Source organism: Carboxylicivirga taeanensis (genome assembly GCF_051851475.1).
Taxonomy (GTDB): Bacteria; Bacteroidota; Bacteroidia; order Bacteroidales; family Marinilabiliaceae; genus Carboxylicivirga; species Carboxylicivirga taeanensis.
Map to the genome: position 1 here is coordinate 26,851 of NZ_JBPUSJ010000007.1, position 21,478 is coordinate 48,328.

At 41.7% G+C, this 21,478-nt stretch carries 17 protein-coding genes; 7 read left to right on the forward strand and 10 right to left on the reverse strand.

Annotation, left to right across the window (positions count from 1 at the left end):
- Positions 1–80 precede the first annotated feature (80 nt).
- The gene (locus tag ACSX1H_RS11885; protein WP_439184199.1) at positions 81–1,343 is read right to left on the reverse strand and encodes an arginine deiminase; all 1,263 of its coding nucleotides are present in this window, start codon (positions 1,341–1,343) and stop codon (positions 81–83) included.
- Between the two features lie 132 nt (positions 1,344–1,475).
- On the reverse strand, positions 1,476–2,705 hold the full coding sequence (locus ACSX1H_RS11890; RefSeq protein ID WP_439184201.1) for an NAD(P)/FAD-dependent oxidoreductase: 1,230 nt from the start codon (positions 2,703–2,705) through the stop codon (positions 1,476–1,478).
- Between the two features lie 102 nt (positions 2,706–2,807).
- On the opposite strand from ACSX1H_RS11890, the gene ACSX1H_RS11895 reads away from it, so the two are divergent.
- The 6 genes from ACSX1H_RS11895 (at position 2,808) to elbB (ending at position 11,761) form a co-directional block, all read left to right on the forward strand.
- Positions 2,808–3,566 (forward strand): DUF2490 domain-containing protein, encoded by a 759-nt coding sequence (locus ACSX1H_RS11895; protein ID WP_439184202.1) that lies wholly within the window; start codon positions 2,808–2,810, stop codon positions 3,564–3,566.
- Positions 3,567–3,616: 50 nt separating this feature from the next.
- The gene (locus tag ACSX1H_RS11900) at positions 3,617–4,891 is read left to right on the forward strand and encodes a cytochrome b N-terminal domain-containing protein (protein WP_439184204.1); all 1,275 of its coding nucleotides are present in this window, start codon (positions 3,617–3,619) and stop codon (positions 4,889–4,891) included.
- A 113-nt stretch (positions 4,892–5,004) separates the two neighbouring features.
- Positions 5,005–5,478, forward strand: a complete 474-nt coding sequence (locus ACSX1H_RS11905) for a QcrA and Rieske domain-containing protein (protein ID WP_439184205.1) — start codon at positions 5,005–5,007, stop codon at positions 5,476–5,478.
- Positions 5,479–7,797 carry a multiheme c-type cytochrome gene (locus ACSX1H_RS11910; RefSeq protein ID WP_439184206.1) on the forward strand — a complete coding sequence of 773 codons (2,319 nt, stop codon included), beginning with the start codon at positions 5,479–5,481 and terminating at the stop codon, positions 7,795–7,797.
- 227 nt (positions 7,798–8,024) lie between these two features.
- Positions 8,025–10,838 (forward strand): M16 family metallopeptidase, encoded by a 2,814-nt coding sequence (locus ACSX1H_RS11915; RefSeq protein ID WP_439184207.1) that lies wholly within the window; start codon positions 8,025–8,027, stop codon positions 10,836–10,838.
- Positions 10,839–11,104: 266 nt separating this feature from the next.
- Positions 11,105–11,761, forward strand: a complete 657-nt coding sequence (elbB, locus tag ACSX1H_RS11920; RefSeq protein ID WP_439184208.1) for an isoprenoid biosynthesis glyoxalase ElbB — start codon at positions 11,105–11,107, stop codon at positions 11,759–11,761.
- Between the two features lie 94 nt (positions 11,762–11,855).
- On the opposite strand, the gene ACSX1H_RS11925 is transcribed toward elbB, so the two are convergent.
- The 3 genes from ACSX1H_RS11925 to ACSX1H_RS11935 all read right to left on the reverse strand — a co-directional run bounded on the left by ACSX1H_RS11925 (position 11,856) and on the right by ACSX1H_RS11935 (position 16,575).
- On the reverse strand, positions 11,856–14,045 hold the full coding sequence (locus tag ACSX1H_RS11925; protein WP_439184209.1) for a glutamine synthetase III family protein: 2,190 nt from the start codon (positions 14,043–14,045) through the stop codon (positions 11,856–11,858).
- Between the two features lie 270 nt (positions 14,046–14,315).
- Positions 14,316–15,686, reverse strand: coding sequence for a dipeptidase (locus tag ACSX1H_RS11930; protein ID WP_439184210.1), 1,371 nt, complete (start codon positions 15,684–15,686; stop codon positions 14,316–14,318).
- Between the two features lie 178 nt (positions 15,687–15,864).
- Entirely contained in the window at positions 15,865–16,575 is a 711-nt protein-coding gene (locus ACSX1H_RS11935; protein WP_439184212.1) for a YebC/PmpR family DNA-binding transcriptional regulator, read from the reverse strand.
- Between the two features lie 198 nt (positions 16,576–16,773).
- Here ACSX1H_RS11935 and ACSX1H_RS11940 point away from each other — a divergent pair, with 198 nt between their 5' ends.
- Positions 16,774–17,025 carry a hypothetical protein gene (locus ACSX1H_RS11940; protein WP_439184214.1) on the forward strand — a complete coding sequence of 84 codons (252 nt, stop codon included), beginning with the start codon at positions 16,774–16,776 and terminating at the stop codon, positions 17,023–17,025.
- Positions 17,026–17,034: 9 nt separating this feature from the next.
- Here ACSX1H_RS11940 and ACSX1H_RS11945 read toward each other — a convergent pair whose 3' ends face one another.
- The 5 genes from ACSX1H_RS11945 to ACSX1H_RS11965 all read right to left on the reverse strand — a co-directional run bounded on the left by ACSX1H_RS11945 (position 17,035) and on the right by ACSX1H_RS11965 (position 21,383).
- Positions 17,035–18,513, reverse strand: a complete 1,479-nt coding sequence (locus ACSX1H_RS11945) for a carboxypeptidase-like regulatory domain-containing protein (protein ID WP_439184215.1) — start codon at positions 18,511–18,513, stop codon at positions 17,035–17,037.
- 6 nt (positions 18,514–18,519) lie between these two features.
- Positions 18,520–19,908: a CsgG/HfaB family protein gene (locus ACSX1H_RS11950; RefSeq protein WP_439184216.1), complete on the reverse strand. Its 1,389-nt coding sequence runs from the start codon at positions 19,906–19,908 to the stop codon at positions 18,520–18,522.
- A gap of 27 nt (positions 19,909–19,935) precedes the next feature.
- Entirely contained in the window at positions 19,936–20,349 is a 414-nt protein-coding gene (locus ACSX1H_RS11955) for a curli production assembly/transport component CsgF (RefSeq protein WP_439184217.1), read from the reverse strand.
- A 15-nt stretch (positions 20,350–20,364) separates the two neighbouring features.
- Positions 20,365–20,793, reverse strand: a complete 429-nt coding sequence (locus tag ACSX1H_RS11960) for a CsgE family curli-type amyloid fiber assembly protein (RefSeq protein ID WP_439184219.1) — start codon at positions 20,791–20,793, stop codon at positions 20,365–20,367.
- Positions 20,794–20,879: 86 nt separating this feature from the next.
- The gene (locus ACSX1H_RS11965) at positions 20,880–21,383 is read right to left on the reverse strand and encodes a hypothetical protein (protein ID WP_439184221.1); all 504 of its coding nucleotides are present in this window, start codon (positions 21,381–21,383) and stop codon (positions 20,880–20,882) included.
- Positions 21,384–21,478: the final 95 nt, after the last annotated feature.

The following is a 21,478-nucleotide window of genomic DNA, read 5'->3' on the forward strand; positions in this document are numbered from 1 at the left end:
CTTTTCATAAACAATAAAAGAGGGACTTGCCATAAGCAGCAGTCCCTCTTTTTTTAAATTGTGCTTTTATATTTCGTTGATTACCAGTTAACGCCCTTGCGACGCACAGGCATACTCATACAACGAGCTCCACCACCCCCGCGCGACAACTCTGAGCCACCAATAGTCACAACATATTTCTCATATTCGGCCAAATCTACATTGCCGCTTATGACATCATTCGCCTTAATAATTTCAAAACCATTGTTATTCATCTCCTGCATGGTATATACATTTCGGGCGTAACCCAACACCTTACCAGGCCCCATGGCAAAAAAGTTAGCGCCGCTGTGCCATTGCTCACGTTCCTGTGTCCATATATCACTTGAGCCGCCACAGAATATAGGTTTAAGGTCCATCCCCAAACCTTTTAAACAGCTAACCAGGTTACCTTTTTTCTCGATGGATTGCACCTCTCCATTATCAATTGTGATAAGAATGGTGCTGTATCGGCTGTCCTTCATGATTAATGGTTCATAAACCATACAAGCATCCTTATCCAAAAACGTAAACACCATGTCCAGGTGAATAAACGACTCAGGTGCTGCAGGTAACTGCTGCACCACCACATAGTGACGCTCCTTTTTCTGTTTTAGCTGATTAATGATGAAGTCAATACCTTGAGATGACGTACGGGCACTGTTTCCGATGACAAGGATGTCTTCGCGGGCAATTTGGACATCGCCTCCTTCTATCATGGTTTCATTACCCACGTTATAGAAGTTATGTGGATTTACCGTCTGTGTTCTAAATCGATCCGAATGATTAAAAATAGCTTCCATAACAATCGCCTCGCGCTCGCGCACCTTATTGGCCATTTTGGATATCAGCACCTTATCATACATGGTAACACTGGCATCGCGCGTAAAAAAGAAGTTGTGCAATGGTCGTAAGGAATACCTGTCGTCTGATAAGAATGTCGTTAGCGAATCGGTCTTCAGGCTCACCCCTTCAATGAGCTGACGCGCCAGCTCGGGAGCCGGCAGCTCTAATAAATCCTCTTTGATATTCAGCACCTGCTCATAGGTACAAATTTTTTCAATGAGACTAAGCTTTATCTTGGGCTGCTCTAATATTTCGGCTAACAGGTCTTTCACCTGATAGGTTTGTGTTACCTTTTCTAAAACACCTGAAAACTGCTGATACTCCTCAACGGCTACTGACAAATTCAGAATATCGCTATACAAAGCGCGTTCTGCATTCGAGGGTGTCATGTTCTCCACTTCTTTGCCCGGCGTGTGCAAAATCACACCTTCCAATTCCCCTATCTCAGAGAATACACCGGTATCAATGGTCTTAATCATGAACAAATGGTTTAAATTATTAGGAATTCTTCTTGTCGCAAATTTAAAAACCAAATGCAATTAAAAAAATGATTGAACACACTCTTTTAGCAACATCCATGCAAGCAACTAAATAACTATCAATTAACTGCATTACTTGCCAAAAGATGGTGTAAAAGAAAATTCCATTTTGGGCGGCAGGGGCAAGTTGGCCGCAACTGTTTCCTTATCCCATTTCTCAAAAAGGGCCAGCTGGTAGGTTTTCGCCCGGGCTCCATCGTTTAGAAACACAGCTGCCTTTAAGCGATCGTCAGTATAGTACATAACCCGCCTTATCTCCCCACTTATCTCTTCAATCGCTTCATCAACTCCGGGAATAACCGTATCATAAGCTCCCGAAAACATAAACAGGTCAAACACCTCCGTTTTTAATCGAAATGGTGGTAACAAATGGGCTTCTGCCTGACCTAGTAAATTTAATGCCGCCAGTTTACCCTGATATTCTGCCGCATGCCATAGGCCGGTAACCACTCCGCGAGCATGCTGGGCCACATCACCGGCTGCCAGGATATCTTCATCTGAAGTTTGAAGATACTCATCTACCAAAATACCCCGTTCCACTTTCAGGCCGGCCTTGAGCCCTAACTCTACGTTAGGCACTGCACCCGTGCAGGCAATTAAGGCATCAAATTCCACCTCCTGCCCCTGAAGGTTAATACTGTAACCGCCTTCGTTTTTTGGCTGAACAGAGGTGACACTAACGCCTTTAAACAGCTTCACGCCCCGGCCCACCATTTTCTTCTCCAGCACCTCTAGCAGGTTCTTAGGAAAAAGTTTCTGAAGCGGATAGTTCATTCGGTTAGCCATAATTACTTTTTTTCCTTTTCGAACTAACTGATCCGCTGTTTCAACTCCTTCAACACCACCACCAACTATCAGGAAACGATCTTGCACACCACACGCATGCAGTACCTTATCCACATCGCTGGCATTTTGAACAGTATGTATCTGATTTTGGCTGATACCAGCAATTTGAGGGATCACCGAAGTGGCACCTGTAGCCAGCAAAAGTTTATCATAGCCATACACCTGCCCTTTCTTTGTACTAATATATTTTTCGTTACTATCCACGTGAATAACCCTATCGTAAATAAGCTCTACATGATTATCCTCGTACCATTGACTATCAGTAATTTTAAAATCATCCTTTTCAAACCCACGCACCATGTGCTTATTAATTTTCGTCCGCTTATAGGGCAGTCTGTCCTCTCCATGAACCAATAACACTTTTCGGGTATCATTATGTTCGCGAAGAGTTCTTATAAAACTGATGGCTGCAATGCTCGCTCCTATAGCAATTACGGGGTAATTATTTGAGTTCATAAGTATCTTTAGGTATTTAATAAAAAATGATATTTAATATATTTGTAGTTCTTACTATTTATAACAATCCGAAGCAATTTGGGTTGAATATATCTGTAGAGAATGAGGAAAATATTCGTACTCCTGTGCATATCACTGACTTCGGTTATTGCTATTAAATCGCAACAACAGTATGACTTCAACCTATTCAACGGTGCAGGAGAGCTACGCACTATTTATGTCCAACGCCACCGGCTCAATGAGCTTTATGCACTTAATCTTGATGCAGGCTCATATATTGGACTGGGTGAAAAAGTATGGACCCGTTGGGGTTTTAGAGGCGCCATACAACGCAGCCTATCAGACCTGTTCAAAGCTGATATTGGCTTTATGTATAATCGAGTTAAGTTCCCCGAACCCATCAGGAGCGATGAACCTACCTCCAATAAGTATATAAGGCACGAATATCGCCCACACCAGTCAGTAAGCGTTAGCTACCCGCGCTTTAAAGCATCGGCACTGAAACACAGGCTGCGGTTAGAAGAACGTATATTTCATGATGAATTTAAAGACGAGACCGTCTTTAAAATGCGGCTGCGCTACCGTTTACAGCACCAGGCACGATTCGATGGGCAGCCAATTGCACCAAAATCGTTGTATTACAATACATCTGCCGAATTCAATTTCAATATTTATCAGGAGGCAAAAGATGTGTTTTGGGTGAGAGGAAGGTACAATCTGGGACTCGGCTATCAGTTTAATTCAAAATTAAGTGGCGATTTAAATTACTTTTTCGAGCACAATAAAACTGCTAAGGGTCAGGACCAAGCTATTCTGCATATTTTCCAAATAAACCTGAGGCAAACAATTTATTGGATGTAATACTCGATGAAACAAATAATTGCTACTATTTTAGCACCAAATTTTAAGGCATGAATCAACCTGCAACACAAAAGGCTATCTCAAAATTTTTATTGCACCTTCACCCGGTTAAAGTTAACTCCCAATCCATCAGGTATTCGCGCACCTTTGGTTTAGGAGGCATAGCCGCATTGCTTTTTGTGCTGCTGTTTATTACAGGGATGTTCCTCCGCTTCACTTATGTTCCTTCGCAGAGGGGAGCTTATGATTCAATCATTTATCTGCAAAACAGCGTCTTGTTTGGACAACTGCTGCGAAACATGCACTACTGGTGCGGAATGCTGTTGGTAGTGGTATCCTTTTTACATGTAATACGGGTATTCTATAGTCAATCGCTTTATGCCGAGCGCCGCAAAAACTGGCTGTATGGCTTATTTCTTATGTTCCTGGTTGTTATGTCCAACTTCACGGGCTATCTGCTGCCATGGGACCAGCTGGCCTACTGGGCAGTTACTATTATGACCAATATGCTGAGTTACATTCCAATTATTGGCGATGGCTTAGCATCTTTAGTACGTGGAGGAGCCGAAGTAAACGAAGCAACACTGTTGCGTTTTTACCATTTCCACACCGGTCTTCTGCCTTTACTAATGGTTTTTACAATGAGCATCCATTTTTGGCTGGTAAGAAAAGCCAAAGGAGTAACCGTGGCTGATAATACCCAAAAAAACATGGTAAGTACCAACCCGGAATTGGTGTATAAAGAAATTGTGGTTGCGTTAGCATCTATATTAGTTCTTCTTCTGTTTTCCATGCTGGTTGATGCCCCTTTACAGGCAAAAGCGAACCCGCTGGAGAGCCCAAACCCCAGTAAGGCTCCCTGGTATTTTATGGGCTTTCAGGAATTATTGCTTCATCTGCATCCGGGCTTCGGAATCTTTATCGTACCCGTTCTGGTCATCGCCTTTTTTATTTATATCCCCTACATAAAAGGTCTAAATATCAATGTTGGTGTTTGGTTTCATTCAGCCAAAGGAAAGAAAATAACGATTTGGTCAGGATTGTATGCGATTGTCTTTACGCTGATTATAATTGTTAGCACTGAGTTTGTGTTGAAATTTCAGGCGTGGCTACCAGAAGTCGATATCCTGATTACAAGCGGCTTACTTCCATTCATAAGCTATGTATTGCCAACCGCTGCTTTTGTGTTTTTTATAAAAAAACAATTAAAGGCTGACAAAGCCGAACTAATTATAAGTTTGGTCACAATTTTGCTGACCGCCTATCTGGTAATGACCTTGGTAGGAAGTTTATTACGAGGAGAAGGCATGCATTTATTTGCCTAAATAAAGAATCTGAAATGTACCGGTTGCCGTTTCAATCCTTTATCTCGCAAATGGCGGCAGATTGAAATGAACTGAATAATTTCTGATGACCTTTAGCGTATAATTTTGAATACATGAAGTTTATAAAGAAAATAACAAGACGCGGCTTTATAAAAAAAGCCATTATCACTCTGGCCTCGCTGGAACTGCTGTATGTGTTTGTGAACTTACTAAACAAAGGCAGCGAAGCAAAGGAAGCCACTCACCTTTTTAATGCGGGCGACACAGACCTGTTCGAACACGGCAAATTATACCCATTCAGTAACGAACGTTTTTATTTATCGCGCCTTACTGACGGTGGTTTTTTGGCCATCTCAACCAAATGTACTCACCTGGGCTGTACGGTGCAGTTTAAAAACAAAGACAATAAATTTATTTGTCCCTGCCATGCATCGGCATTTAATAAATTTGGAGAGGTACTGGCACCACCCGCCACCCGTGCACTCGATATTTTGCCAATTACCATTGCAAACAACAAGGTAATGATAGACCTTAACAAACCCCAGAAACGCCTGAAGCACAATAGCTCACAAATAACCTATGCATAAATGATTAACACCCGATTATATAACAATTTAATGTTGGCACTGGTGGGAGCACTGGTACTTCTCCTCCCTGCCTATCTGCTGATTAAAACCTATGCTTCGCGCCCCGATGAAAGCATGCAAGAAGCACCTCACTTTGTTGGACGGGAAACATGTATAGAATGCCACCTCCCTGAGTATAACGACTGGCTGGGTTCGCATCACGATAGAGCCATGGATGAAGCTAATGACTCTACCGTTTTAGCCAACTTTAATAACGTACGCATCAAAGGTAACGGCATGGTGCATAAAGCATTTATGCAAAATGGCAAGTTCATGGTTAATACAGATGGTGCGGATGGAACCATGCAGGACTTTGAAATAAAATATGTGTTTGGATTCACCCCTTTACAACAGTTTCTGGTTGAGTTTGAAGGAGGACGCCTGCAAACACTTCCGCTCACCTGGAACACCCTCGACAGCGTTTGGTATCACATGGCCGATTCGGTTTACGCCAATCAGGACATCCATCATAACAACTGGCTACACTGGACCAATCAGGCCCAGAACTGGAACAGTATGTGTGCCGATTGCCACTCTACCAACTTGCAAAAGAACTACGACCACATCACGGACACCTATGCCACTACCTGGTCGGAAATTGATGTGAGCTGCGAAGCCTGTCATGGCCCTTCATCTAACCACCTGAAATGGGCCGCACTGCCTGAGTATGCCCGCGATGAATATGAGAATTATGGTCTTCCTATAAAAACCAGCGGCATTAATAACGAACAATACGTCGACAATTGTGCCCGCTGCCATTCGCGCCGCAGTGCATTGGGTGATTTTGACTATACTACACAAAATATACACGACCACATCATTCCCAACCTGCCAGATGTTCCCACCTGGCACATCGATGGACAGATTCTGGATGAAGATTACGTGTATGCCTCATTTACGCAGAGTAAGATGTACACCAAGCACCGCGAGGTACAATGCAACGACTGCCACAATGTACATAGTGGCAAATTGTTGTTTGGCACAGACTATAACAAACTGTGCCTGCAATGCCATAGCGCCGATGTATATGACTCTCACTCCCATCATTTTCATAAAGAAGCTGGAATGCCGGGCGAAGCAGTGATATCGGATTCCGGGGTTAAATTCGACGTGGGCTCAGGCACACTTTGTATTAATTGCCACATGCACGGACAGTATTACATGGGGGTTGACTACCGACGTGATCACAGTTTCAGAGTGCCACGCCCTGACCTGTCCATCAAATATGATGTACCTAACGCTTGTAACCAGTGTCATGCCGATAAAAGCAATCAGTGGTCAGAAAACTACATTACGCAATGGCATGGCGAAAGCCGTTCGCACCATTTTGCTGAAACATTTGATGCCGCGCGCAATGGCAAAGCTGAGGCGCTGGGCCAGCTAAAAAACATTATCGACGATGAGCTTTATCCGCACAACATTCGCAGCCTGTCTATCCAATACATGGGAAACTATTTTCAGGATTCACTAAAACAGGAAGTAGAAAACTACCTGAGTAACCTCTACCCGGATATGCGACTGGCAGCTATTCGTGCCATTCAGCTTACCAGCGAAAAAGATGTGGACATCCTTTTAACAATGCTGGGCGACAACACAAAAGCGGTTCGCACAGAAGCGGCGCGTATGCTATCATCCATTGGCAAAGAGCAAATTCCTGATAAATACAAAACAGTCTATCAGGCAGCGCTTAAAGAATACGAAGCCATTTTGAAATACAACGCCGATTTCCCCTTAGGCAAGTTCAACCTGGCTAACTACTATTACAATCAGGGCCTATACAGCGAAGCTGAAGAGTTTTATTTGAGGGCCTTGAAACAAGATGAAGAGCTGCATTTCATCAAACTCAACATGGCCTATCTCTACAATAAAATTCAGAAAAATGATAAGGCTGAACTCCTGTTTAGAGAATACCTCAAGCATGAACCCACAGATGCGGTAGCCATGTATTCTTTTGGCTTACTGCTCTCTGAAATGAAAAAATACGATGAGTCGCTCTCAATCCTCATCAAGTCACATGATTTACAGCCCGAGCGCCCACGCATCGCCCATAATATCGCTATGATGCACGATTTTATGGGAAACAAAGCAGAAGCCGAAAAGTACCTAAAACAAGAGGCTGCGCTGATAAACAACTATAACACAAGGGCCGAACTGCTGCGCTTTTACATTAATAACAACCTAACTCAAAAAGCACTAAAGCTGGCAACTGAGCTTAAAGAAGCGTACCCGGATGCAGCTGAGCTGGATCAGGTAATTGAACAATTACAACAACGTAATTAAAACAACACAAGCACGCACCTGCTGATTTTCCAGGAGAATCGGCGGGTGCGTGCTCGTGTCAGTGCGTGCCAATAATCATGTTTTCGGTACATTGAAAAAATATATATTTGTTGGCACTGTGAATATTACATTGGCAGTTTGTCCCATTCTGGTAACTTACACCAGCAACATAGTTCTATAATACATACCTCAAAGCGTTACTTAATTGAGGTTTAAAAACTAACCAAATGAAACAATTATTTTTTCTAGTTGTCTTTTGCTGTTTAATTGGAGGTAAAGCAGCAGCGCAATACGATTTAAATGCTCCAGTACCAATCGATCCGGAAATTAGAACCGGCGTTTTAGAAAATGGATTAACATATTACATTCGCTCAAACCAGGAACCTAAAGAGCGTGCCAGCTTCTACATCATTCAAAATGTTGGTGGTATTTTGGAAGATGATTCGCAAGACGGACTTGCTCACTTTTTGGAGCATATGGCCTTTAACGGAACAGAACATTTCCCGGGCAAAGGAGTGATCTCTACCCTTGAAAAGCACGGAATTGCTTTCGGACGCAATATCAACGCTTACACAGCTCAGGATGAAACAGTTTATAACATTTCAAACGTGCCAGTAGCTCCAGAAGGACTGATAGACACCTGCTTGCTCGTGCTACACGACTGGTCAAACTATCTGTCGCTTGAGGAAGAGGAAATTGATGCTGAACGAGGCGTAATTGCTGAAGAGTGGCGCACACGTCGTGATGCAGGCTTCCGAACAAGAGCTCAAATGATGCCGGCACTGCTGAATAACTCAAAGTATGCCTACAGGGATGTGATTGGCGAACTGGATGTTATCAAAGGCTTTGAATACAGTGAGTTGCGTCGATTTTATCACGATTGGTACCGCACCGATCTACAGGCTATTGCTGTAGTTGGTGATTTCGATGCTGCTGAAATTGAGCAAAAAGTAATTAAACTGTTTTCGAAAATTCCTGCGGTTGAAAATCCTACGGAGCGTTACGAAATTAAAATAGCGCCCAAAGCTGAAACCACTTTTACGCAGGCACTTGATAAGGAGAATCCACAGTCGAGCGTAGCCATGTACATCAGACATCAGGCCGAAGCTGCCGGAGATAAAGATCATGGAACGCTAAAAACAAACTACATGCGTGCCTTAATTAAAAACATGATGTCGGCGCGTATTAATGAGCTACTTCAAAAAGGTAACCCACCGTTTATCAGCGGTTCACTAGGCTTTTCTGATTACCCCCGAACAAACAGTATGCTAAGCATTAGTGCTACTGCTAAAGAAAACCAGGAAGCTACCGCCTTTGAGGCAATGCTGACAGAAGCAGAACGTGTGAAGCGATTTGGTTTTACCGAAGGAGAACTCGAAAGAGCCAAAACTTCGATGTTGCTGAGCTTTGAAAACTACTATAAGCAACGTGATAAAATAAATCATGATGCTTTTTGTGAGGAAATTGCAGACCTATACCTTACTAATTCACCAATGCCGGGCATTGAGTATGAATTTAAATTTGCTCAATCGGTAATTCCTGCAATTACAACCAGCGACTTAAGCAACTATTTTAACTCACTATACACCAAAGAAAATCGGGTAATCATTGTGAGTGGTCCTGATAAGGAAGAAATTAAGCACCTGACTAAAGAAGAGGCCCTAGCGATTGTTGAGCGTGTTGAAAACAGCACTGATATTACTGCATATGTTGACGAAGCAGTGAGCTCAAACCTGGTTGAAGATCTGCCAACTGAAGGTCAGGTAGTAGCTGAACGTTTACTGCCTGAATTTGATGCGGTTGAATGGACACTCAAAAATAACACCAAGGTGGTGTATCGTTTTGCTGACTATAACAAGAACCAGGTGGCATTATCCAGCTATAGTAAAGGAGGTTCATCCTTATACGATGTAGAGGATCTGCCATCAGTTAACATGGCTTCAGATTTTATTCCGTCTTTTGGAATTGGTAAGTACGATGCTATCAAACTGAAAAAAGCCTTAAACGGTAAAAAAGCAAACGTAGGATTCAAAATAAGTGGACTTTCCGAATCGATTAATGGCAGCTGCCGCTCCGAAGACTTTGAAACGATGATGCAGTTAGCCTATCTGCATTTTGAACAACCCCGATTTGACCAAGAAGCCTATAATGCATTGATGACTCGCTACATGGCATATGTAGCCAACATGGGCGATAACCCTAAAAAAATAATGCAAGACAGTATTAGCCAAATCAGGACGAATTACCACGAGCGCAACCTCATTTTCAATACCGACTATTTGAAAAAAGTTTCGTTTGAACGAATGGAAACCATCTACAAAGAGCGCTTTAACAATGCTGCCGATTTCACGTTCTTCATTGTGGGCGACATCGACAAAGAAACAGCTAAAGCACTAGCCAGTAAATACCTTGGCGCCATCTCTTCAACTGATAATAAAGAAAACTGGGTTGATAACAAGGTGGACGGCCCTAAAGGAGTAACTCAAAAAACCATTCCTCTAAAGCTGTCAGAGCCCAAAGCGACGATTCAAATTTTCTATAATGGCGATTTGGCTTACACAGCAGAGAACCGTATCGGTATGTCATTCATCAGTGCCGTGCTGCGTTTGCGCTACACTGAAAGCATTCGCGAAAAAGAAGGCGGAACTTATGGCGTTGGAGTCAATGCCAGTACCAGTCATTATCCAAATGCTGAAGGTAACCTGAGCGTCCAGTTTGACTGCGATCCGGAACGTGCTCATGAGCTACTTCCGTTGGTGTATGCCGAAATTGAGAAGCTAACAAAAACAGGTGCTTCGTCTGAAGATTTAGATAAAACACGAAAAAACTTCTTGAAAAGCAGAGCCGAAAGCAAAGAAAATAACAGCTATTGGATGAATAATATCTATAGCTATTATGTAAATGGCATCAATATGACCTTGGCTGAAAACTACGAAGATGTAATTGAGCAAATGGACGCCAAAACCATCAAAAAAGTGGCAAAGAAATTCTTTAAGAAAGCAGACAAAATTGAAGTTGTGTTTGTTCCAAAGGCAGACTAAACTTAAGATGATATTCTCTCAAAAGGCAATCTTCGGGTTGCCTTTTTTTATTCTCCGTTTCGTCAATAAATCACCTCCCCAACTGAATTCACTTACACGCTGAGGCAATCAGTACGCCACGCAGTGTTAGGCAACCCTGAATAAAACAGCTCGCACTGCTTTCTAAAATTTAAGGTTCTAGAGAGAGGAATACAGAGCATTTATCAATGGACCTAGCATAGAATACTTATTTATTGTAAATTTATTTCCACAAAACACAAATGAATATGAGTAATAAAAAACAAGTTGCTGTTATCCTTTCGGGATGCGGTGTATATGACGGAGCTGAGATTCACGAATCAGTTTTAACCATGCTGGCTATTGCCAAGCAAGGAGCTGAATACACCATCTTTGCTCCAGATGTTGAACAACACCATGTAATCAATCACGTAAAAGGAGAGCAGACCGAAGAAAAACGCAATGTGCTGGTTGAAGCAGCCCGTATTGCTCGTGGAAACATCAAGGCTCTAAGCGAATACAAAGCCGCCCAGTTCGATGCTTTAGTGCTGCCAGGTGGCTTTGGTGCAGCTAAAAACCTTAGCTCTGTGGCCTTCGATGGTCCCAATTGTAAGGTAGAAGCAGAAACCGAACGCGCAGTAAAAGAAACGCATGCCGCCGGCAAACCCATTGGTGCTCTGTGCATTGCCCCTGCTGTTATTGCTAAAATATTGAACGAAGTAACTGTAACCATTGGTCAGGATGAAGGAACGGCTCAAGCCATTGAAGCCATGGGAGGCAACCACATAACAACCGATCATGGAGAAGTAATCGTTGATGAAGCCAATAAGCTTGCAACAACTCCTTGCTATATGCTGGATGCTAATATTCTGCAAATTGCCGAAGGAGCAGATAATGTAGTAAAAGCAGTATTAGAGATGGCCTAAGGGCAAAAACAAATATCAGAATGTATTTATAAAAAAAGGTCGCAACATCCGCTGCGACCTTTTTCTTTTGTAGATTTATTTTCAGTACTATCTGCTATCTGAAAAATAGTAATTCGCGATATTTAGGTAACGGCCACATTTCGTTATCCACAACCAGCTCAAGCTTGTCAATGTGGTAACGAATCACATCAAGGAAAGGACGAACTTCTTTATCGTAAGCATAGGCTTTTTCGGTTTCCGACTCAATAACGTTACATTTCTTACGTGCCTCAATCATTTCTGCCGTCTTGGCTTTAATAATTGAAATATGTCCGGAAATAGACCTGATCAAGTTCATACGGGCACCAGCCAGCTCCTGAAACTCTTTCTCATCGAAGATATCGCGCATGCCCTGCACATTATGAATCAGCTCGGTTTGGTATTGAATGGCTGTTGGCACAATGTGGTTAATAGCTAAATCGCCCAGTACACGTGCTTCAATCTGAATCTTTTTAGTAAACTTCTCCATTTCAACCTCAACGCGTGCTTCCAGCTCACGCTCCGACATCACACCAGCACCAATCAACACATCTTTTGAAGCTTTATCCAGATACTTCGACAAGGCCTCAGGAACCGAAGTAATATTGGTCAGTCCACGACGGGCAGCTTCTTTTTTCCACTCGTCGGAATAGCCATCCCCATTAAATCGAATCGGACTAGACTCCAGAATCAGCTTCTTAATGTTTTGGAATATCGCCTCATCCTTTTTGATTCCTTTGTCAATGAGTGCATCCACATCTTTCTTAAACTCCTCCAATTGAATAGCCATGGCCGCACTTAAAGCAGCCAACGGAGCGGCACAATTAGTTTGTGAGCCCACCGCTCGGAATTCGAAACGATTACCAGTAAAAGCAAAAGGCGATGTACGGTTACGATCGGTATTGTCCAGCAAAATTTCAGGAATACGTCCAATACCCAATTTTAAAGCTGTTTTCTCATCTGGCGTCATCTTTTGATCAGTAATGCGCTCAGCCAGATTATCAAGCATATCAGCTATTTGAGAACCGGTAAACACCGAAATAATAGCCGGAGGTGCTTCATTGGCGCCTAAACGGTGACTATTGGATGCTGTTAGTATAGATGCTCTTAATAAATCTTGGGCTTTGTAAACTGCTGTAATAGCGTTAACCACAAAAGTAAGGAACTGCAGGTTACCTTTAGGGTTTTTTCCAGGTGCCAGCAGTACAACTCCTTTATCAGTCTGTAACGACCAGTTATTGTGCTTGCCGGATCCATTGATACCTGCAAATGGCTTTTCGTGGAATATGACCTCAAATTTATGGTGACGCGCAACGCGCTTCATCAAGTCCATTAAAAGCTGGTTATGATCGTTGGCCAGATTGGCTTCCTCATAAATTGGAGCAAGCTCAAACTGATTAGGGGCCACCTCATTATGACGTGTTTTGACGGGAATACCTAATTTGTGGCACTCAATCTCCAGCTCGATCATAAATTTTGACACCCGCTCAGGAATTGAACCAAAATAATGATCGTCTAACTGCTGATCTTTTGCAGAAGAGTGGCCCATCAACGTGCGCCCGGTCAACATCAGGTCAGGACGTGCCTGGTACAAAGCCTGATCAATCAAAAAGTACTCCTGCTCCCATCCAAGGTTAGTATGTACCTTTTTTACATCCTTATCAAAATACTGCGCAACGCCAACTGCTGCCTTATCAACAGCTGCCAGTGCTTTAAGCAGTGGTGTTTTATAATCTAAAGCTTCCCCGGTGTATGAGATAAAAACGGTAGGAATACATAAAGTTGTTCCAATAATAAAGGCCGGCGATGAAACATCCCAGGCAGTGTAGCCTCGAGCTTCAAATGTTTGACGAATCCCTCCCGATGGAAATGATGAGGCATCAGGCTCCTGTTGTGCCAGCAACTTTCCTGAAAAAGCTTCTATCATGTGCCCATTATCTCCATAGTCAATGAACCCATCATGCTTTTCTGCAGTTCCATCGGTGAGCGGTTGAAACCAGTGAGTATAGTGTGTTGCTCCCCGTTCCATTGCCCAGGCTTTCATTCCCGAAGCTACATTATCAGCAACTTTCCTGTCAATGGTTTCACCTTTATCAATCGCTTCTTTAACGGCCTCGTAGGCATCTCTCGACAAGTATTTAGACATTGCCTCTTTGTTAAAAACTAATTGACCGTAATAATCAGTGGCCTTGGTCGAAGGAAATGTTACTTCTTTGGGCTCTCTGTTCATCATTTCTGACAGCGCCCGAAATCTTAATTTTGCCATAGTATCTCTATTTTTACCGAGTTAGCTATTGCAAAAATACACTTTTCATCATTTCAACCATCATTTTTACTACCCTAATTGGATTTTTTTTCATTTTACACGCCAGAACCCTCAAATAATATAGGGTGTAAAATAGCTTTTTTTAATTAAAAAATTAGTTACCCCCCTAAAAAACGAGACTATAAGAATGCAAAAAAGACTACTCCTTTAAAATAGAAGTAGTCTTTTATATAGTTTATAGCTGTTCAACCAGCTAATTGCATCAGAATGCTACTTTTCCATCTCGGAATAGTATTTATAAAAATATGGTATGGCGTTAATTCCGTTAAAAAACTGCTCCAAAGGAAAGTTCTCGTTAGGCGAGTGAATCGCATCTGCTTCCAAACCAAAGCCCATCAGTACCGATTTAACCCCTAATATCTGCTCGAAAGTAGAAATAATTGGAATAGAACCACCACTGCGAACAGGAACAGGACGCTTGCCGTACACCTGCTCACAAGCTTTTTCGGCCGCCTGATAAGCTGGTAAATCAATTGGACAACCATAAGCCTGGCCACCATGTAAGTGTCTGATATTTATTTTTACGCTTTTAGGGGCTACAGACTCAAAATGCCTACAGAACAATTCTGCAATCTTTTCATGATCCTGATCGGGTACTAAGCGCGAAGAAATTTTGGCATAGGCTTTTGAAGGCAGTACTGTTTTTGCTCCTTCACCTGTATAACCACCCCAAATACCGCAAATATCGAACGACGGACGAATACCGGTACGCTCATTGGTGGTATAGCCTTTTTCGCCAGCTAACTCTTCCACATCCAAAGCCTTTTTATAGGCGTCTTCACTAAATGGTGCTTTGGCCATCATGGCGCGCTCTTCTTGCGACACCTCAATAACATCATCATAAAATCCAGGAACCGTAATGTGCCCGTTCTCATCCACCATTTGAGTAATCATTTTGGCCAATACATTGATTGGGTTAGCTACAGCTCCACCAAACAGGCCTGAGTGTAAATCGCGGTTTGGACCCGTTACTTCAACTTCCCAATAGCATAGGCCCCTTAAACCAGTAGTAATAGTTGGCACGTCAGGAGCAATCATCCCGGTATCTGAAACCAAAATCACGTCAGACTTCAGCAATTCTTTATTCTCTTCACAAAACTTAGGCAAACTTGGAGAACCAACTTCTTCCTCTCCTTCAATCAGGAATTTAACATTGCATTTAAGCTGATTGGTATTCACCAAATACTCAAACGCCTTTGTATGCATAAAGCCCTGACCTTTATCATCGTCGGCTCCACGAGCAAAAATCTTTCCATCGCGAATTTCCGGCTCAAATGGAGGCGACTTCCATAATTCCAGTGGTTCAGCTGGCTGCACGTCATAGTGTGCATACACTAATACTGTTGGATAGGAGGCATCGAGAATTTTTTCTCCATAAACAACAGGGTTACCTTCGGTTTCCATAACTTCAGCCTTATCAGCACCTCCCTGAAGCAATAATTGCTTCCAAAGCTCTGCACATTTATACATGTCGGCTTTATGTTCAGGCTTGGAACTAATGGATGGAATACGTATTAGTTCAAACAGCTCATCCAGAAAACGCTGCTTGTTGTCTTCAATGTATTGTTTTAAATCTTGCATAATATTGTTGCTTTATTTGAATTTCTGTTTGAAAAGTACATATCTCGTCGTCAATATGCAAGAACATATCTCATGCTTTACAGCAATACTATCACATATTGATGAAACTCATCTATATTAAAAAGCGGTAACCCGAAATGTTCAGATTACCGCTTAATATTTTTAAAATACTAAAGAGCTACTTAATATTGTTAAAGACGTTACTCACATCGTCATCTTCTTCGAATTTAGCCAATAGCTTATCTATTTCAACCATTTGTTCATCAGTCAACTCAATGGTATCTTGAGGTATTCTCTCAAATTCAGCCTTATCAATCTCAAAGTCATTTTCCTCAAGGTATTTCTGAATCGGACCAAAGGACTCAAAATCGCCATAAATCATGATGAAGCCATCTTCCTCAAAAATTTCCTGGACACCTAAATCAATCAACTCCAGCTCTAGTTCTTCCAGGTCAACCCCTTCTTTCATCACTACCCTGAAGTTACACTTATGCTCAAACATGTAGTCGACACAGCCACTGGTTCCGAGCGAACCTCCATATTTATTAAAGTAAGAGCGTACGTTTGCAACAGTGCGAGTGGTATTATCAGTCGCTGTCTCAATCATAAAAGCTGTTCCGAAAGGACCATAACCTTCGTAGACAACTTCTTTATAGTCTGCAGTGTCTTTATTGGTTGCCTTCTTAATTGCCCTCTCAACGTTATCTTTGGGCATATTGGCGGCCTTGGCATTTTGAATCAGCACCCGTAAACGAGAGTTACTATGCGGATCTGGGCCTCCATCTTTAACAGCAATAGTAATTTGCTTTCCGATCTTCGTAAATGTTTTGGCCATTGTTCCCCAGCGTTTCAGCTTTGTGGCCTTTCTGTATTCAAATGCGCGTCCCATTTCTAATTAATTCTTCATTAAACTATTTCGCAAATTTATAAGGGATTTTTAATATTTCTACTTTTCCCCTCATTTTTCTATACAGACAGATGAGATTACGCTGCAATTTTATTTCATTCATCTGGACCATTCCCCTTGTCATACCCAATTGCAATTAAGTAATTTTATTATTTTTGCACTGGTAATCACTACTTGCTAATGGCAAAAAAGGCTAAAAGACAACACAAGAAAATCATCTCTCGCGAGCAGGCACTTCGACGCAAACACAAAGCTACTTTTTTACTTAACGATAAAGAAAGGGATGCTGTGGATGTATATTGTAAAAAGTATAAGATTGCCAATAAATCAAAGTTTATGCGCGAGGCTGTTATGCGGGTGGTAATGGAGCAGTTTTTGGAAGATTATCCCACTCTTTTTGAGAAGCAAGCTCTGGACCGCCTTATCGAATAGCCCCTTCGGCTACCTCCACTCAGGCATCTCTGCATTCTCGAAATAAAGCTCTCTGTTCTCGCCGTCGACATCCATTACATAGATATTCTTCTGCCCAGTTCCGGTGTTAGGGGTATTAACAAATATTATTTGCGACCCATCAGGTGAATAACGTGGCTGCAAATCATTTGTCCCATCCGCTTTTTCTTTATAAGAAATATCCGTCACCGCTGAAGTTGCTAGTTCAAAAACCTTAATTCTTGAATCATACATTCTGCCATATGGATCATTTACATTCGCATGGTCATGGGTAAAGATTACATATTTACCATCGATACTAAATGTCGGATATTCAGTTCTCCCATCTTCATTTTCCACAATAGGCACCATATCGGTACCATCCGGGTTCATCAGGTAAATTTCACTATCGTAGATATTAACACCCCGTGTTTGAACAACTATTTTATCAGCTATGCCAGACCAATCGACAAACACATAGTTTCTGCCAGCTGGTGCGGTTGAAACTTTAAATAAGCCACTTCCGTCCTTATTGATTCGATAAAGTTTATCGTAATGACAGAAAAGCACATGCTCACCTGTTGGCGACCAGCAAAAACCAATACCTTTAGAATGATTACCTCCGATTTCAAGGCTTGACACGCGTTTGGCATCTCCTCCTTGCTCATTCAAAACAAACAACTTAGAAGAACCATCCTCAACTGCAGAAAATAATATTTCATCCGTATGGCGATTCACTCTTGGAAAACTATTTTGCAAGGTGGTCACCTTTAGCAACCTGTGGTTTTCTTCGCCTTTAGCAGGTGCCGCATAAATTTTTTTTTCGGATTGCCCCTTAACAAATATGAAAGGGAAAGCAGGCATTGAAGAAGTCATAAAGCTCCAAACAGGGCTTTGCCCAAGCAACTGTTCGTTTTTTTTTGCCACTACTTGCCAAAGATGGGCCTTTCCATAATCCAGCTCATCAGCAACAAAGAAAGTATCTGCAATCTGATCGACTTCAAATATTGGAGTGGCTGAATCACTGCCATATACCGTTAATTGAAAAACAAGGTCCTCATCCACAATACTGGACTTCCATCGAAACACACAACTCACATCAATATCTTCCTGGTTATCTGCCGGTATGGGATTTGAGATATTAACAGAACCCAGAGCCTCATCGCTTAATTCAAGCTGTACGATTACCTTGCTAATCTTATCTTTTCTGATTTTTACATTTTCCAGGCCGCTATCATAGCCAAAACGCTTAGCTGTAACAACGTAATCTCCAGCCTCTAATTCTTCCAGCACAAAACGCCCCTCGGCATCTGTCATGGTCGACTGGCTGGCCGGGTTGGTTGAAATCAGAGCATTTACAATGGGTGTTTGCGTTTGCGCATCAATAACCACCCCTTCTAAAACACCAAGTGCAAATTCATCATTGGCATCTTCGCAGCTAGTTGCAATAAAAGAAAAGGCCACAAACAAAAAGAAATATCTAATTACCATTTGTATCTATTTTTTTCCGATTAAACTATTTTTCCCGCCTTTATGTCCAAAAATAAAGGATATGCCTATATTCCCTTCCCATAACATATCTCGATATGCTCCTCCTTTAACCCCTTCAATATGATCCACTGAAAAGGTATTATTAACCACTGCCAGATTTAATTTTAGATGTTTTGATAGGAGATAATTTATGCCTACTGATGAAGTGAAAGCCCCAAATGTAGTTTCATCAGCACTATTCACTTTATTGATTTTATGAAACCACCCATATCCAACCGACACATAAGGAGTAAATCGCTCTTTAGGCAACATATCAAACTTAATTTTAGGAACGATGGATACATATTGATTATCTGGCAGAACCCGATGGTCCATTTGCCCAAAGCTAGACTCCAATTCCAGAGAAATAACTTGACTAACCCTTAGGTTAAAATTTAAACCAGACTTAAACCCACCATTCTTACTTTCAATATCACTATCCAGAAACAGGCCACCTCCAACAATACCCACACTTAGCATTCCTGCCCTGTTGTAAAACTCTCTGCCTAAATGATCTATTTGTGAATTTTCTTCCTTTTCCTTGTTGTACGCATCAATCAAGTCCTGCTTTTCGGCCACCGTGGCCTCAGTATCCCAAAGCCCGGCTTGCAATCCCTCAACAATTAAACTATATACCGATTTCTCAATCGCCTCGGTCACTGCTACTTCCGATGGCTCATTATAGGTGACACCGGTCTCAGCTTCCAACAATCGTTTAAACTTAACATACCTAAAAACACCAAAATCAATTTGCTGAGAAAGAATAGATTTACTGGAATAAACGGTTTTGAGAATTTCCCCGTTTTTTGTGGATACTGCTCTTAAATAGACGGTAACACGGTCTTCTCGATATTGCCCGGAAGCACCTGTACCAAAATACCTCACTCCAACACCTCCTGTCCGAACATTCGATTCATATGAAATAATGCCTCCTTCAAGAATTATCCCGGCAAACAATAACGGACTTAATGCTGTCGCTCTCTTCCCTTCGTAGGTTGCCAGCGTATTTGTTATTATTTGGCGCTCGGCACTTAAATTTCCCAAATTTTCTCTCTCCAAGGGACGAAACCAGCCCGACTCTTCCAATGTTCTAATCAGAATTGTAGTAGCTCCCTGCGTAACAGCTGTAGACCAACTGGACCCCAATTCGGTAGGTTTATATTGACCCGTTTGATCACGAAACTTATAAACTGCTGCGATCAATTTATCCTTCGGTGGTGGCAAGCTCTTAAGTTCTGAATGAAATGGAGTTTCAGGTCCCAGGCGTGCGGGTTCGGTAAAATAAGGCTGATGAACAGTTGGGCTACAAGCCTGGATAAGTATCACCAGCACTATCAAGTATTTTAAGATGTGCATTTTGAGTAGGGGGTTTATCAGTTGACGTTATTGAAGATTAGGCACTAATACATTCGTCTTACTACCTGTAGCAACATCGAGTATTGAAACACTAATACCGTCCGCACTTTCAGTAATCTCAATCTGATATGAACCAACCTCGTAGGTCCCCGCCTCCAGGCCATCTGATCCAAATTGCTGACTCACCAATTGTCTGCTTAATTGATATAATATCTGTCGATTCAAGTTATTCTCAAAATCTTCAAGGGGATCGCGCGTGGCAGATGATGTGCTTGCTGATGGGTCTTTATAAGTATCCTGTGCCTGAGCCGAACTCAATAGCCATTGATAATTAAAAGTGTCACCTCCAAATGCCGGATTTTTAGGCTTGTATACTAAATCTTGTGCAAAAAGAGAGCAACTTATTACAACACCAGCAAATAATAAGACGAGTAATTTCATAGCTTTTTAGGTTAGTTAAAAATATGATTGCCTCAAATTTATTTTATCCTGCTTTAGTTTATTGATGTATGCCAAGGTGTAATCTTTTGCTAATTTGACCATATCCACAATGTCATCATATCGTCTTTTAAGCACTGCCTGATAAATTAAAACTTCACTTACATACACCTCAATAAGTGTCGTATTCATACGAAATGGCCGCTCTTTAATTTTTATATAATAGTTTTTAAAATCCTTGGGCTTTACCCAACTGGAAAAAAAAACTTCATAAAAATCTCGCCCTGCTTTCGACATAGTTTCATCCATAACAATGCCGTCTATTTCCATAGGCGGCGGATCAACAATGTGAACGTCTATTTTCTTTTTTGCTTCCTCTTTTTGCCTTTCAAACTCCTTGACCATTTCTATTAACGCGTCCGGAGCTGTCTTTATGTTTTTTTTCACCGTATCGGGAGGGTTGGTTTGTGCCAACAAATGCTGTACTAATAAGCACATACACCAAACAATTATTCCTCGCCTTAAATAGTTCATTACAAAGTTCCTTGTTGCCCTTGCTCAACAGTTATTGATATTGGGGGACCTTCTTGTGTAACCACCACCCCCTGGGCATTACCATATGTTTTATAAGTGAATTTATGTCCATCACCAATCTGAGTCACCTCATGATGGGTATCTGTTCCCAAGTGAATAATATTTTGAGTGTTATCATTTCCTACCTGGAGACTCTTTAAGCTGTTATCAGAACCAACAAATTTATTAAACACCACATTTCTATCGCCTTCCTGCACAATATCTGTAGTATTTCCTGCCCCTAACTGAATAACATGAATATAGTTATTCTCTCCAGCCTGGGTTGCATCAACAAGCCCACCGGTTCCAACCTGAGCAATAAATACGGAATTATTAACACCGGTATTTTGAGCTACCTGCTGAATAATCACCATTTCATTCACACTCGCAACGCTTTCTTCCTGCGCATTGGTACTGTAAACAAAAATTACAGCTAAAAAAAATACGGCTAGCAATGGTTTCATAATTGTGAATTTAAGGTAAAATAACTTAAAAAAAAAGAAGTGCATAAATATAATTGATGAATTACCAACCATTTACGCAGGAATACTCTGATTTC

Coding starts and splice junctions, on each gene's coding strand:
- ACSX1H_RS11885 (WP_439184199.1), bottom strand. CDS start 1,343: ATGATTAAGACCATTGATACCGGTGTATTCTCTGAGATAGGGGAATTG.
- ACSX1H_RS11890 (WP_439184201.1), bottom strand. CDS start 2,705: ATGAACTCAAATAATTACCCCGTAATTGCTATAGGAGCGAGCATTGCA.
- ACSX1H_RS11895 (WP_439184202.1), top strand. CDS start 2,808: ATGAGGAAAATATTCGTACTCCTGTGCATATCACTGACTTCGGTTATT.
- ACSX1H_RS11900 (WP_439184204.1), top strand. CDS start 3,617: ATGAATCAACCTGCAACACAAAAGGCTATCTCAAAATTTTTATTGCAC.
- ACSX1H_RS11905 (WP_439184205.1), top strand. CDS start 5,005: ATGAAGTTTATAAAGAAAATAACAAGACGCGGCTTTATAAAAAAAGCC.
- ACSX1H_RS11910 (WP_439184206.1), top strand. CDS start 5,479: ATGATTAACACCCGATTATATAACAATTTAATGTTGGCACTGGTGGGA.
- ACSX1H_RS11915 (WP_439184207.1), top strand. CDS start 8,025: ATGAAACAATTATTTTTTCTAGTTGTCTTTTGCTGTTTAATTGGAGGT.
- elbB (WP_439184208.1), top strand. CDS start 11,105: ATGAGTAATAAAAAACAAGTTGCTGTTATCCTTTCGGGATGCGGTGTA.
- ACSX1H_RS11925 (WP_439184209.1), bottom strand. CDS start 14,045: ATGGCAAAATTAAGATTTCGGGCGCTGTCAGAAATGATGAACAGAGAG.
- ACSX1H_RS11930 (WP_439184210.1), bottom strand. CDS start 15,686: ATGCAAGATTTAAAACAATACATTGAAGACAACAAGCAGCGTTTTCTG.
- ACSX1H_RS11935 (WP_439184212.1), bottom strand. CDS start 16,575: ATGGGACGCGCATTTGAATACAGAAAGGCCACAAAGCTGAAACGCTGG.
- ACSX1H_RS11940 (WP_439184214.1), top strand. CDS start 16,774: ATGGCAAAAAAGGCTAAAAGACAACACAAGAAAATCATCTCTCGCGAG.
- ACSX1H_RS11945 (WP_439184215.1), bottom strand. CDS start 18,513: ATGGTAATTAGATATTTCTTTTTGTTTGTGGCCTTTTCTTTTATTGCA.
- ACSX1H_RS11950 (WP_439184216.1), bottom strand. CDS start 19,908: ATGCACATCTTAAAATACTTGATAGTGCTGGTGATACTTATCCAGGCT.
- ACSX1H_RS11955 (WP_439184217.1), bottom strand. CDS start 20,349: ATGAAATTACTCGTCTTATTATTTGCTGGTGTTGTAATAAGTTGCTCT.
- ACSX1H_RS11965 (WP_439184221.1), bottom strand. CDS start 21,383: ATGAAACCATTGCTAGCCGTATTTTTTTTAGCTGTAATTTTTGTTTAC.